This is a genomic window from Kribbella sp. (assembly GCF_035655035.1).
In the GTDB taxonomy this organism is placed as follows: Bacteria; Actinomycetota; Actinomycetes; order Propionibacteriales; family Kribbellaceae; genus Kribbella.
Window position 1 is genome coordinate 1 of record NZ_DASRVN010000714.1, and the last position, 13429, is coordinate 13429.

The 13429-nt window shown below is 69.4% G+C and carries 14 protein-coding genes and 1 pseudogene; 6 read left to right on the forward strand and 9 right to left on the reverse strand.

Annotation, left to right across the window (positions count from 1 at the left end; translation table 11 throughout):
- The 5 genes and pseudogenes from VFF46_RS36905 to VFF46_RS36925 all read left to right on the forward strand — a co-directional run.
- Positions 1–231 (forward strand): annotated as a pseudogene (locus VFF46_RS36905) (hypothetical protein); the annotation flags it as partial.
- A gap of 80 nt (positions 232–311) precedes the next feature.
- On the forward strand, positions 312–1013 hold the full coding sequence (locus VFF46_RS36910) for a response regulator transcription factor (RefSeq protein WP_209695692.1): 702 nt from the start codon (positions 312–314) through the stop codon (positions 1011–1013).
- The gene (locus VFF46_RS36915) at positions 1013–2530 is read left to right on the forward strand and encodes a HAMP domain-containing sensor histidine kinase (RefSeq protein WP_325041911.1); all 1518 of its coding nucleotides are present in this window, start codon (positions 1013–1015) and stop codon (positions 2528–2530) included. The genes VFF46_RS36910 and VFF46_RS36915 overlap by 1 nt, the downstream gene beginning before the upstream one ends.
- 66 nt (positions 2531–2596) lie before the next feature.
- Entirely contained in the window at positions 2597–3127 is a 531-nt protein-coding gene (locus VFF46_RS36920; protein WP_325041912.1) for a SigE family RNA polymerase sigma factor, read from the forward strand.
- Positions 3117–3734: a hypothetical protein gene (locus tag VFF46_RS36925; protein ID WP_325041913.1), complete on the forward strand. Its 618-nt coding sequence runs from the start codon at positions 3117–3119 to the stop codon at positions 3732–3734. The genes VFF46_RS36920 and VFF46_RS36925 overlap by 11 nt, the downstream gene beginning before the upstream one ends.
- Before the next feature lie 4 nt (positions 3735–3738).
- On the opposite strand, the gene ppk2 is transcribed toward VFF46_RS36925, so the two are convergent.
- Genes ppk2 through VFF46_RS36940 form a run of 3 tightly spaced genes read right to left on the reverse strand, consistent with a single transcriptional unit; the run spans position 3739 to position 6688 of the window.
- Complete coding sequence (ppk2, locus tag VFF46_RS36930) at positions 3739–4647, reverse strand: polyphosphate kinase 2 (protein WP_325041914.1); 909 nt, start codon at positions 4645–4647, stop codon at positions 3739–3741.
- A 42-nt stretch (positions 4648–4689) separates the two neighbouring features.
- Positions 4690–5316, reverse strand: a complete 627-nt coding sequence (locus VFF46_RS36935; protein ID WP_325041915.1) for a class I SAM-dependent methyltransferase — start codon at positions 5314–5316, stop codon at positions 4690–4692.
- A 58-nt stretch (positions 5317–5374) separates the two neighbouring features.
- On the reverse strand, positions 5375–6688 hold the full coding sequence (locus VFF46_RS36940) for an MFS transporter (protein WP_325041916.1): 1314 nt from the start codon (positions 6686–6688) through the stop codon (positions 5375–5377).
- A gap of 94 nt (positions 6689–6782) precedes the next feature.
- Between VFF46_RS36940 and VFF46_RS36945 the strand changes: the two genes are divergently transcribed.
- Complete coding sequence (locus VFF46_RS36945) at positions 6783–7592, forward strand: phosphotransferase (RefSeq protein WP_325041917.1); 810 nt, start codon at positions 6783–6785, stop codon at positions 7590–7592.
- 76 nt (positions 7593–7668) lie between these two features.
- Here the strand turns inward: VFF46_RS36945 and VFF46_RS36950 are convergent, their stop codons facing one another.
- From VFF46_RS36950 to VFF46_RS36975, 6 genes are all read right to left on the reverse strand, one after another.
- Positions 7669–8724, reverse strand: coding sequence for a Gfo/Idh/MocA family oxidoreductase (locus VFF46_RS36950; protein WP_325041918.1), 1056 nt, complete (start codon positions 8722–8724; stop codon positions 7669–7671).
- Between the two features lies 1 nt (position 8725).
- A complete protein-coding gene (locus VFF46_RS36955) occupies positions 8726–9571 on the reverse strand; it encodes a sugar phosphate isomerase/epimerase family protein (RefSeq protein WP_325041919.1) in 846 nt (281 codons plus the stop codon).
- Entirely contained in the window at positions 9568–10830 is a 1263-nt protein-coding gene (locus VFF46_RS36960; protein WP_325041920.1) for an ROK family transcriptional regulator, read from the reverse strand. The genes VFF46_RS36955 and VFF46_RS36960 overlap by 4 nt, the downstream gene beginning before the upstream one ends.
- A gap of 85 nt (positions 10831–10915) precedes the next feature.
- Positions 10916–11593, reverse strand: a complete 678-nt coding sequence (locus tag VFF46_RS36965; protein WP_325041921.1) for a YidC/Oxa1 family membrane protein insertase — start codon at positions 11591–11593, stop codon at positions 10916–10918.
- Positions 11594–11638: 45 nt separating this feature from the next.
- Complete coding sequence (locus VFF46_RS36970; RefSeq protein WP_325041946.1) at positions 11639–11905, reverse strand: DUF6412 domain-containing protein; 267 nt, start codon at positions 11903–11905, stop codon at positions 11639–11641.
- A gap of 5 nt (positions 11906–11910) precedes the next feature.
- On the reverse strand, positions 11911–13227 hold the full coding sequence (locus tag VFF46_RS36975; RefSeq protein WP_325041922.1) for an RNA polymerase sigma factor: 1317 nt from the start codon (positions 13225–13227) through the stop codon (positions 11911–11913).
- Positions 13228–13429 lie beyond the last annotated feature (202 nt).

Here is a 13429-nt window from a genome sequence, read left to right on the forward strand (position 1 = left end):
AACAGCTCGCTCACGGTGAAGAGCGCCGACGGGTTCACCAAGACGTACACGGTCACCTCGAACACGATGGTCAACGCGGCCCGGAACGGCATCGGCGACGTGAAGACCGGCAACACGGTCAACGTGGCGGCAGAGGTCACCAACGGCACGGCGACGGCGATCCGGGTCAACGACGGCACGGTCCGGAAGGCCGCCGGTCAGAGCTGGGGCTTCAAGCACGGACCGCGCTGACAGTCGCCGCCCCGGCGACTCACAGGCGATTGCCAGGAACCTTCCAGGGTTCACACGGTTGCCGGCGGCACACTGGCACCATGAGTCCGCATCTGCTGGTCGTCGACGACGAACCGAACATCGTCGAGCTGCTGTCCGCGAGTCTGCGGTTCGCCGGGTACGACGTGACCACGGCGACGCACGGCGCCGAGGCGCTGCGCAAGGCGCGGGACGTGGAGCCCGACCTCGTCGTCCTCGACGTGATGATGCCCGGACTGGACGGGTTCGAGGTGGTCCGCCGCCTGCGCGGTGAGGACCGGCACGTGCCGGTGCTGTTCCTCACCGCCCGGGACGCGGTCGAGGACAAGGTGCTCGGGCTGCAGACCGGCGGCGACGACTACGTCACCAAGCCGTTCAGCCTCGACGAGCTGGTCGCGCGCGTCCGGGCGCTGCTGCGCCGCTCGGGTCACCGCGAGGAGACCGCGACGGAGGCCGCCGTACTGCGGTATGCCGACCTCGAGCTCAACGAGGACAGCTACGAGGTGTTCAAGGCCGGCCGCGCCGTCCAGCTGTCGCTGACCGAGTTCAAGCTGCTGCGGTGCCTGCTGGAGAACGCCGAGCGGGTGATGTCGAAGGGCCAGATCCTGTCCGCGGTGTGGAACTATGACTTCGCCGGTGACGCGGGCGTGGTCGAGTCGTACATGTCGTACCTGCGCCGCAAGGTCGACACCGGTGACCAGAAGCTGCTCCACACCGTCCGCGGGGTCGGCTACGTCCTGCGCACCCCGCGAGGCCCCAACTGATGCAACTGAGTCACCGGCGGTTCACCGACCGGTACCCGCTGCGCGTGACCATCGTCGTCGTACTGCTGGCGCTGGTCGTGCTCGCGCTGGCCGCGTCCGGCGTACTGTCGACGACCATCATGCGCGGCTACCTGATCGACCGCGTCGACGAGCAGTTGCAGCAGACGTCCGTACCGCTGTCGCATGCCCAGCCGGACCGCCGGCCGCTGCCGCCCGGCGCGGGTCCGGGGCGCCGGCAGTTGCCGAGCCAGTTCGTGGTGCAGTTCAACGACGCGGACGGTGTCAGCGACAACGGGCCGGTCGGCTCGCGGATCGCCGAGACCGAGCCGCTGCCGAAGCTGCCCACGTTGAACCTCAACCAGGTCCGCGCGCTGGAGGGAAGGCCGTTCAACGTCGGCGCGCAGTCCGGCGGGACGACGTGGCGCGTGCTCGCCGTACCGACCGATGACGAGACCGGTTCGGTGATGGTCGCGCAGAGCCTGAAGGACATGGACCGGACGATCCAGCAGCTGGTCGGGATCCAGGCTGCGGCCGGTGTCATCCTGCTCGTCCTGCTGGCCGGTGTCGGGACGTTCGTCGTACGGCGGAGTCTGCGCGGGTTGGAGGACGTGGAGCACACCGCGGTCGCGATCGCCGGCGGGGACCTGAGCCGCCGGGTCCCGCAGCGGGATCCGCGGACCGAGGTCGGCCGGCTGTCGCTGGCGCTCAACCAGATGCTCGGGCAGATCGAGAACGCGTTCGCGCAACGCACCGCGTCCGAGGCGGCGGCGCGGCGCTCGGAGGACGTGGCCCGCCAGTCGGAGGAGGCCGCGCGCGAGTCGGAGGAGGCGGCGCGGCAGTCCGAGGATCGGATGCGGCGGTTCGTCGCGGACGCGTCGCACGAGCTGCGTACGCCGTTGACGTCGATCCGCGGGTTCGCGGAGCTGTCCCGGCAGCGCGGCGACACCACCGACTCCGACACCATGCGGCGGATCGAGGACGAGGCGAAGCGGATGGGCCTGCTCGTCGACGACCTGCTCCTGCTGGCGCGGCTCGACCAGCAACGCCCGCTGCGGATGGAGTCCGTCGACCTGCTCCCGATCGCGGCCGACGCGCTGCACAACGCCCAGGCGATCCAGCCCGACCGCCCGCTGTCGCTGACCATCCTCCCCGACTCGGAGGCACCGGTCGTCGAGGGCGACGAGGCGCGCCTGCGGCAGGTGCTCGGCAACCTGGTCAGCAACGCCCTCAACTACACCCCCGTCGAGGCACCCATCACGGTCTCGGTCGGCACCCGCGGTACCGAAGCTGTTCTCGAAGTCAGCGACACCGGCCCCGGCCTGTCCGACGAGCAGAAGGCCCGGGTCTTCGAACGCTTCTACCGAGCCGACACCGCCCGTACTCGCACCACCGGCGGCTCCGGCCTTGGCCTGTCCATCGTCGCCGCCCTGGTCGCCGCCCACAAAGGCCACGTCACCACCACCGACACCACTCCCCACGGCGCGACCTTCACGGTCCACCTGCCTCTCGGCACTTAACGACTCAACCTTTTCCGGGTCCCCGGTCATCACCCTCAGGACCGAGACGAAAGGCTGAGGATGGCAATGGACACCGGCCGGGACCGGGAGTTCGCCGAGTTCGTGGACGGCAGGTTCACCGCGTTGCAGCGCTTCGGCTACCTGCTCACCGGGGAGTGGCATCTGGCCGAGGATCTCGTGCAGACCGCGCTGACCAAGGTGTGGTTCCACCGCAACTCGCTGCGAAGCGCGAACGCGCTGGAGAGCTACACCCGGACGGCGATGGTGAACACCAGCACCCAGTGGTGGCGCCGCAAGTGGAAGGGCGAAACGCCGACCGAGCACCTACCGGAGCGGCCCGGTGACTCACAGTACGGTGTGGTCGACGACCGCGACCTCCTCCTCCGGGCGCTGGCCGAGCTGCCGAAGCGGACCCGCGCGACGCTCGTCCTGCGGTACTTCGAAGACCTGCCCGAGGCCGAGATCGCCCAGATCATGGGGTGCTCGGTCGGTACGGTGAAGAGCAACGTCTCCCGCGGCCTGGCCAGGCTCCGCGAGCACCAGCTCGTCGCCGCCGTCACGTCCCCTGCGCGGAAGGAAGTCGCTCATGACCGATGAGCTGAAGCAGCGCTTCGAGCAGCTCGTCGCCGAGCCGCCGGCCCCGAGCCGGGCGCCGAGCGAGGCGGTGTTCGCCCGGGTCCGCAAGGCTCGCCGCCGCCGCGCCGTGGGCGTCGCCGGGCTGGCCTCGGCCGCCGTGGTCGCGGCCGTGGCGATCGCCGGCAACCTGAGCGGCCCCAGCACCCAGCCACCCGTCGTCGGACCGCCATCGCGGTCGGCCTCGGCGGCCCCCAAACCAGCCACCCCTGCGGCACTCGGCGTCCAGCTCAAGCTGACGCCGCACGTCAAGGGCCGGACGCTGACCATGACGATCGAGGCGTCCGGGACGATCCTGGTCCCGTTCGTCGGCGGCTACCTGCCGACCGACCAGGGCCTCGCGGGCCTCGGACAGGGGTCGACGACGTCGTACGGCTACGGGCCGAAGGTCGGCGCACTGAGCGACATGCAGGAATGCGCCAAGTCGACGAAACGGTACACAGGAAAGGCGACGTACCCACCGGACACGTTCACGTATCCCAAGGCAGGCACCTATACCTACACCTACGTGGGTCAGTACTGCGGCCTGAAGAAGCCGGTCATCGCCACAGCCCGAGTGACGATCCGCTAGCCCGTCACAGCGGCGGGAAGGTGCGGGTCGCGGATTCGCCGTGCTCCAGGACCTGGGCGGCGGGGCCCAGGATCTTGGGGTCGGGGTGACCCACCAGGTCCTCGTCCTTGTCGGTGTAGTCGTACAGGGACAGGACGTGGCGCATCGCCTCCAGGCGGGCGCGCTTCTTGTCGTTGCTCTTCACGACCGTCCACGGGGCGTGTTCGGTGTCGGTGTAGTGGAACATCGCCTCCTTCGCCTCCGTGTACGCCTGCCACTTGTCCAAAGACGCGAGGTCCGTCGGCGACAGCTTCCACTGCCGGACCGGGTCGATCTGGCGGATCGTGAAGCGGGTCTGCTGTTCCGCCTGCGACACCGAGAACCACAGCTTCACCAGCCTGATCCCGGACCGCACCAGCATCCGCTCGAACTCCGGCGCCTGGCGCATGAACTCCTCGTACTGCTCCTGGTCGCAGTACCCCATCACGTGCTCGACGCACGCGCGGTTGTACCAGGAGCGGTCGAAGAGCGTCATCTCCCCCGCGGCCGGCAGGTGCGCGACGTACCGCTGGAAGTACCACTGGGTCTGCTCGCGCTCGGTCGGCTTCTCCAGGGCGACGATGCTCGCGCCGCGCGGGTTCAGGTGCTCCATGAACCGCTTGATCGTGCCGCCCTTGCCCGCCGCGTCACGGCCCTCGAACACGATCACCACCCGCTGCTTCGAGCGCTTCACCCAGTACTGCAGCTTCAGCAACTCGATCTGCAGCAGGCGTTTGTCGCGGTCGTAGATCTCCCGCGGCAAGCGTTCGGCGTACGGATATCCCTCGCGCCAGGTGTCCACCGGCGTACCGTCGGCACGCAGCAGCACCGGGTCGTCGTCCTCCTCGTCGAGAACCCGGAACCCCAGCTCTTGCACCAGATCAAGCTCGCTCATGACCCCAGAATCCGGTGCATTGATGACCTGCAGATGAACGGATCAGCGGCGGCGGAGCTTGACCGTGCAGTCGCGGCGGTTGATCGGCCGGCCGTCGAGCATCACCTGCGCCCGGTCGTGCGCGCGACTGACCAGCGTCTCCCACTCGCCGTCCGGAAGCGCGAGGCTCTCGATCACCTCGTCGGGACCCGGGAAGTGGATGTCCGGGTGCGGGTTGTGCTCACCGGGCGGAAAGCCGAGGTGGCCTTCGATCAGCAGTACGCCGCCCGGCGCGACCGCGGCCGCCGCGGAGCGCAGGATGCGCTCACGCGACAGCTCGGTCTTCGAGTGCAGGAACTGCGCGGACACCAGGTCGAACTCCCCGTCCGGGAAGGACGTGCCCAGCTCGTGCTGCTGCCAGTCGATCCGGTCGCCGACCCCGGCGGCCTTCGCGTGCCCGGCCGCCCGGCCCAGCGCGACCGTCGAGATGTCGACCGCGGTGACCTTCCAGCCCCGCTCCGCCAGCCAGATCGCGTCGGCCCCTTCGCCGCAGCCGAGATCCAGCGCGCGGCCCGGCTCCAGCCCGGCCACCTCCTCGGCGAACGCGGCGTTCGGCTTGCCGCTCCAGATCTGCTCGTGCTCGGAGTAGAACGCGTTCCAGTACTCGTCCGGGAGCTGTTCGGTCGTCATGCAGCGATGGTGCGCGATCCCGCCGTACCCTGGCAAACCTTCTTGCCAGGTCGGCAAGTCAGCGGTCCCGGACCGGCAGCGGCTCAGCCTTCCCGACCACGAACGCGTACGTCAGCGCGCCGATCACCGCGACCACCCCGGCGACCGCGAACGACGGCAGGTACGACCCGTGGTAGGCGTCCAGCAGCAGCCCGAACACGTACGGGCTGATGATGCCCGCGATGTTCGAGGCGAAGTTCTGGATGCCGCCGATCGACGCCACGTGCCGCGACGACGGCGCCACGTCGCCGGGCAACGACCAGATCCCGGTCGCCGCGATCGCCAGGCTCGCGTACGAGATCGCCAGGAACAGCAGCGCGACGTACACCGACTTCGCCGGCGCCGCGAAGACGATCGCCGCGCCGCCGAGCAGCCCGCCGACCATCACGGTCTTCCGTACCCGGGTCACGTCGGCGCCCGCCCGGATCCGCCGGTCCGCGACGATGCCCGCGATCCAGCCGCCGGTGATCGCGGTGATCCCGGGCAGCGTGCCGAGCGTCCCGAGCTGCGCCAGGTCGAGCCCGCGGGCGTCCTTCAGGTACGACGGGAACCAGGTGAGGAAGAAGTAGATCACGAAGTTGAGGCAGAAGAAGCCGAGCATCATGCCGCGAACCGTCCGGTACCGGAACAGGTCCCGCCAGCGCATCTGGGCCGCGGCCTCGTCGTCGTTGTCCTCGAGCCGTGCGCCATGGGCCGCGATGTAGGAGCGCTCCTCGGCGTTCGCGTGCCGGTGCTCCATCGGGTCCCGGTAGTACCAGTACCAGACCGCGGCCAGCATGACGCCCAGCACGCCCAGTACGACGAACGAGAAGTGCCAACTGACCAAGGCGATCAGCCCGGTCACCACCGGCAGCGACAGCACCGTGCCGACCCGGGACCCGGAGTCGATCACCGCGCTCGCGAACGCCCGCTCGTGCGCCGGAAACCAGCGCGACGCGGCCTTGGTCGCACTCGGGTACGCCGGTGCCTCGCCCGCGCCGAGCGCGAACCGGAACGCGAACAGCGACCAGAACCCGCGCGCCAGCGGCGTCAGCGCGGTCACGACGCTCCACCACAACGCGGCGAACGTGAACGCCTTGCGGGAGCCGACCTTGTCCGCGAACCAGCCCGCGGCCAGCATCGCCCCGTCGTACGCCCAGAAGAACGCGCCGAGAATCAGGCCCTTCTCGGCGTTGCTCAGATGCAGGTGCAGGTCGTCCTGGATGAACGGCAGCGCGACGCTCAGGTTCGCGCGGTCCAGGTAATTCAGTGAGAGTCCGACGAACGCGAGCCCTAGGATCAGGTACCTCGTGCGGCTGGCTCCGGGCGGAGCTTTCACAGATGTGGCGGTCACTGTGCGCCTCCGATCAGGTGCGGATCGTGGCACGCTACTCCGGCCGGCTTCTTTGTGCATACAAACGTTTCACGCAGTGGACCGGAGGCAAGCAGTGATCGAGGACGGCGAGGAGATCCCGCTGCTCGGCGGCGACGTGACCGAGGGGCTCGTACGGGTCGGCGACACCGTACGGCGTCCGCCCGGCGAACGCGCCGAGCTGGTGCGGGAGGTGCTGCTCTACCTGGAGAAGGCCGGCTTCGAGGGCGCACCGCGGTACCTCGGCATCGACTCGAAGGGCCGGCAGACCCTGACGTACGTCGAGGGCGAGGTGGCCGGCCGTCCGCGTCCGCCGTGGATCGCCGACGAGGACCGGATGCTGTCGGTGGCCCGGCTGCTGCGCGCGTACGACGACGCGATCGAACCGTACGGCGTACCCGAGAACCTGCCCGCGCCGATCGAGCCTCCCGGGCTGCCGGACCTCGACGATCCGCCGGAGCTGGTCGGGCATCAGGACGTGACACCGGAGAACGTGGTGTTCCGCGAGGGCCGTGCCTACGCGCTGATCGACTTCGATCTGGCCCGCCCGGTGAGCCGCGCCCGTGAGTTCGTGAACCTGATGTTGTGGTGGGCACCGCTCGGCGCCGACGGCGACCTGGACCCCGAGCTCCGCGGCCTCGACCGCCCGCGCCGATGCCGGATGCTGGCGGACGCGTACGGACTGTCGGTGGCCGACCGGGCCCGGGTGCTCCCGCTCGCGATCGCGCTGAACGACCGTGCCTGGCACACGATGAAGTACCGCGCCGAAACCCTCGGCGGCGGCTGGCAACGAATGTGGACCGAGGGAGTAGGCGACCAGATCCGCCACCGCCAAACCTGGCTGGAGCAGACCGCCGACTCGCTCACCACAGCGCTCCTCAGCTGATGCCGCCCGCTGGCGGGTTGTCCGGCCGATGGCCTGCTACAACCCGCCAGTCGTGAAGCATCCCGCCAGCGACCGGTCAGTGCGTGATCTTGACCTCGGAGCCGGTCTTTGCCGACTCGTAGATCGCGGACAGCATCTTGGCCATCTCCAGGCCCTGGTGCGCGGTCGCGTCGGCCGGGATCTCGCCGCGGCAGATCTGCAGGAAGTGGTCGATCTGGTTCGCGAAGCCGACCTTGAAGTCGAAGCCGAGCGAGTCGATCTGCGGCTGGACGTGCAGCAGCGTGTCGTGCCGCTCGGTGATCATCAGCAGCTCCGGCTCGATCTCCGCGCCGCCACGCTCACCGTGGATCCGGACGCGGAGCTCGTTGCGCGCGTGCAGCGAGTACGACGTGTCCACGTCGAGGACCGCCCCGCCCTCGAAGCGGATCTGCGCGGTCGCGTAGTCCTCGACCGTGTTCGGCCGGGCCGCCGACGCGGCCTTGTAGCGGGTCAGGTTCTGGATGTTGTCGCGCGCACCCAGCGGCGCGAACGTCGCACCCGACGCGGACACCGGCTTCGGCATCCCCATCAGGTACCAGCACAGGTCGATGATGTGCACGCCCAGGTCGATCAGCGGGCCGCCACCGGACAGCGCCACGTCGCCGAACCAGCCGCCAGGATTGCCGGCCGTCCGGAGCAGCGTGGCCCGGGCCGCGTAGATGTCGCCGAACTCGCCCGCGTCCAGGAACCGCTTCGTCACCAGCGCGTTCGGTGCGTACCGGCGTACGTACCCGATCTGCAGCGCCTTACCGGTCTCCTCGACCGCCTTCACCAGCGCCTCGGCCTCCGGCACCGTGACGGTCATCGGCTTCTCGACCAGGACGTCCTTGCCGGCCCGCAACGCCCCCTCGGCGATCGGGGCGTGCAGTGTGTTCGGCACGCAGATGCTCACCGCGTCGATCGCCGGGTCCGAGAAGATCTCCGCCGCGTCGCCGGTCACCCGCTCGACACCGAACTGCTCGGCGCGCGCCTTCGCCCGCTCCAGGTCCACGTCGCACACGGCGACGAGCTCGGCGTCCGGGTTCTTCTGGTACGCGCTCAGGTGCTCGACGGCGATCGAGCCGAGCCCGATCACTGCAATCCGCGTCGTCATATCAGGCGTTGCCTTCCGTCAGTCGGAGGATGTTGGCGAGCGAACGCTCGATGGCAGGCAGCGGCGCCTCCATGCCCTCGAACTCCAGGCTCACCGGTACGTCGGGCTTGGTCGCGGCCAGTGCGAGCAGACCGGCCACGTCCACGTCGCCGTGGCCCGTGACCGTGCCGAGCAGGTAGTCGCCGGCCAGCGTCTTCAGCCAGCCGTCACCCGCCGAGCGGCGGATGTGGAAGTCCTTCACGCCGATCGACGCCGCGACGTCGATCAGGCCCGCGGCGGTCTTGCCGGGCACCTCGCCGACGCACAGGCCGTTGCCGAGGTCGAGCGTGACCCGGAAGTTCGGGCGGTCCACCTCGTACACCAGGCGAGCCAGCCGCTCGCTGCCGTTCATGAAGAAGCCGTGGTTCTCGATCGTCGACACGATGCCGAGCCCGGCCGCGTGGTCCGCGACCGCCCGGCAGCCCTCGACGACCTGCGCGAACGTCGTCTCGAACTCGCCCGGATCCTGCTCCCGCCACGCCCACGGCGCGACGTCGTGCCGGAAGATCCGCGCGCCGAACGCGTGCGCGACGTCCAGCTGCTTGCGCAGCCGGTCGACCTCGGCGGTGTCCGCGGTCCGCAGGTCGCCGCTGACCAGGTAGTTCACGATCGGTACGCCGATCTCCTCGGCGTGCTTCGCGGTGTCGCGGACGACGTCCTGGTGCTCCAGGTAGTACTCGCCGTCCAGCGCGGCCACCTCGATGTGCCCGGCCGACGAGGCCGCGACCCAGTCCAGGACACCGATCAGGTCCATCTCGCCGCTCGTCATGAGCTGGCGGAAACAGTACGAACTGACTCCGAGCTTCACGTGGTGGTCCTCTCCACTTCGTGATGGGTGATGCGCGCCCACGGACTCGGGTAGTCGTGGACGCCGTAGATGTCCGAGCTGTACCGGTCGAATGCGTTGCCGGCGGCGCCGAGTACCACTGCTTCGCGGCCCAGGGCTGCGGCGGCGAAGGGTGGGCGTTCGGGGAAGACCAGTTCGTTTTCGACCGCGGCGGCGAGTGGGCGGAGCAGGGCGCTGCTGTCTGCCGCGGGGCCGCCGCGGACGACGACCACCTCTGGGTCGACGACCAGGAGGACGGTCGCGATCCGCGGGGCGATCTGCTGGCAGAACTCTTGGAGCTCGGCCTGCGCTGCGGCGTCTCCGGCGGCGGCAGCGGTCAGTACTTCGGCGCCGGTCGGCCGACTCGACCAGACGAGCTGGCCGCGTTGGGCGTTCCGCGTCCAGCGCATTCCGCGTTGCGCGCCCAACTCGCCTGCCAGCCGGTGGCGTCCTTGCCGGATGACGCCGTTCAGCACGATCGACACCGAGAGCCGGTGCCCGATCTGCAGATAGACGACGTCGGAGTACCCAAGCCCCGCTCCACCCCGCTGCTCCGCCAGCGCCGCCAGCTTGATGTCGTTGTCCACCACCACCGGAACCCCGAGCTCCTTCGCCAGCAACTCCCCCACCGGCAACCCCACCAGCCCGGGGGTCGCGAGACTGGCCCGCAACCGCCCGTCCGCCTCCACCACTCCCGGCAGCCCAATCCCCACCGCCCGCAACCGCCGAAGGTCAAGCGGACCCGAAGACGCGGAGGAACCACCGTGCGAACCGGCAGCCGCGTCCAGCGCACGCCACTCGGCACCACCTGAGCCGGCGGATACCTCCGACGCGCAGCGCGCGGCGTCGGCTGCGGCCTGCAGGGCGCGGGGGATCAGGCTCAGGTCGGCGGGGCCGTTGGAGGGTAGTTCGGCGTAGCCGACTCGGTGGCCGGAGAGGTCGCAGATGATGGCGCGGGCGCCGCGGGGGCCCAGGTCGACACCGGCTACCAGGCCTGTTTCGCGGGCGAAGCGGAAGGCTCGGGCGGGACGGCCTGGGCCGGCGGTTGCGGGGCTGGTGGGTTCGACCAGCCCCGCGTCGAGCAGGTCGTCGAGGACGGCGTGCACGGTCGGCCGCGACAGTCCGGTGGCTTCGCTGAGTACGCCGACGGTGCGCGGCTCGTCCGCGTCGGCGAGGATGCGCAGGCAGGCGACCTGGTTCGCAGCCCGCTCCGCCTGCGCGGCTCCGCGTGCAGTCTCCATCGACCCCAACCCATTAAAGAACCGGCTTTAATAAAGACGGTAACAGAATGGCCGACCCGACGGCAATGGTCGTTGCCGCAAGCAACTACCGGTTGAGCACGAACCGCTCCACGACCGTCCAGGTGGTCGTGGTCAGCACGTACAACCCGGCCGCCAGCGGCACGAACGCGACCGTCAGCAACGTCCCGAACGGCAGCACCTGCGCCACCCGCCGCGACAAGACCGACGCCGACGCGTCCAACTGCCGCAGCTGCAACCGCGCCGAGAAGAACGCGACTACAGCGAGCAACACCGCGATCACCAGGTACGCCGGAGTACCGGTCAGGATCGGCCAGTGCGTACCGATCGGCGCACCGAACAGGCTGCCGCTGATCAGCTGGTTCGACTCCCCCGCGACCACCGTGCGGGAGAACAACGTGTACATCAGCCAGAAGAACGGCAGCTGCGCGAGCAACGGCAGGAACCCGGCGAACACCGACGTACCGGACTCGGCCTGCAGCTTCGTCAGCTCACGCTGCAGCCGCTCGGGGTCGCCGCGATGCTTGTCGGTGAGCTGCTTGTACTGCGGCATCATCGCGGCCCGGGCCTGCATGCCGCGATGCGCGCGCACGCTGAGCGGGACCAGACACAACCGGACGAGAACGGTGCACAGCACGATCGCGATCACGGCGGCGTACGCGCCGGTCAGCGGTTGGAGTGCGGTGACGAGGGACGTGAGCAAGTGATAGGCACCGGAAACCGGTGCCTCCAGGAAAGAAGGCACGACAAAACTCCACGAGTGTGTAGGAACAGGTAGCGAGGTGGAGCGCTACCGTCCCGGTGCTCGTGGCCGGGGCCGCCCAGCTGAGTCGGGATCCCGGAGGGAGAGATAGGCGGTACGCCGGGCATTGGCGCGGGTGGCACTCGAGCGCGCCGGCAGCGGCGAGACCAGCGGGTTGCGGGCCGCCGTACGGGCGACCTGGACCGCCAGGAACAGAACGGCCGCCGCCGTGAACACGGCGACGGCCAGCAGGCCCGCATCGGGGCCGAGGGCAGGCATCGCCAGCGACCACACGCCAGCGAACACCTGCCCCATCGTCATCAGTCCAGGTAGTCGCGGAGAACCTGCGACCGCGACGGGTGCCGGAGCTTCGACATGGTCTTGGACTCGATCTGGCGGATCCGCTCGCGGGTCACGCCGTACACCTTGCCGATCTCGTCGAGCGTCTTCGGCTGGCCGTCGGTGAGACCGAAGCGCATCGAGACGACACCGGCCTCGCGCTCGGACAGCGTGTCGAGGACCGCGTGCAGTTGCTCCTGGAGCAGCGTGAACGAGACCGCCTCGGCCGGCACGATCGCCTCGGAGTCCTCGATCAGGTCGCCGAACTCGGAGTCGCCGTCCTCACCGAGCGGGGTGTGCAGCGAGATCGGCTCGCGGCCGTACTTCTGCACCTCGATGACCTTCTCCGGGGTCATGTCGAGCTCCTTGGCGAGCTCCTCCGGAGTGGGCTCCCGGCCGAGGTCCTGCAGCATCTGCCGCTGGACGCGGGCCAGCTTGTTGATGACCTCGACCATGTGCACCGGGATCCGGATGGTGCGGGCCTGGTCGGCCATCGCCCGGGTGATCGCCTGCCGGATCCACCAGGTGGCGTACGTCGAGAACTTGTAGCCCTTGGTGTAGTCGAACTTCTCGACCGCGCGGATCAGACCGAGGTTGCCCTCCTGGATCAGGTCCAGGAACAGCATGCCGCGGCCGGTGTAGCGCTTGGCCAACGACACCACCAGGCGCAGGTTGGCCTCCAGCAGGTGGTTCTTGGCGCGCCGGCCGTCCTCGGAGATCCACTCGTACTCGTCGCGGACCTTGTCCTTGAGCTTGGCGGTCTCGTCGGCGGTCTGCTCCTCCGCGAACAGGCCGGCCTCGATCCGCTTCGCGAGCTCGACCTCCTGCTCGGCGTTCAGCAGCGGGACCTTGCCGATCTGCTTCAGGTAGTCCTTGACCGGGTCCGCGGTGGCACCGGCGACCATCACCTGCTGCTCGGGCTCGTCGGTCTCGTCGGCCTCGGAGACGATGAAGCCCTGGTCCTCGGTGAGCTCCTTCTCCAGCCCCTTCACCGCGTCGGGCTGGAAGTCGGCCTCGTCCACCTCGTCGAGCGCGCGCGGCTTGCCGGTCTTCGGGTCGATCGCCAGACCCGCCTCGGACACTGCCTTCTTCGCCGGAGCCTTCTTGGCAGCGGCCTTCTTCGCGGGGATACCGTCCTCCTTGATGCCGGCGGCCTTCACCGCCGCCTTCTTCGCGGCCACCTTCTTGGCGGCCGGCTCGGTCACTCGGGCGCTGGTCCTCGGAGCCGTACTACGGGCGGTGGCGGCCACGGCCCGGGCCGGCTCGGCGGGAAGGTTCTCGGACGAGCTGGACGACACGAATTACCTCTCGTCTGACGCAGGGTTTGTACGACGGTACGACTGATGAAGCTATGGGTGTTGCTGAGTCTTTGGGTACTGCGTTTCGCGGCTGCTCGCTGGTCAGGCGGCGGCAACAGTCCATTGTAATCCGCGAACCAAGCCCACGCGTCGCACGACCCCCCAGAACGGCGCTTTTCCGGGGGGTCGTCGGTCGATCTTT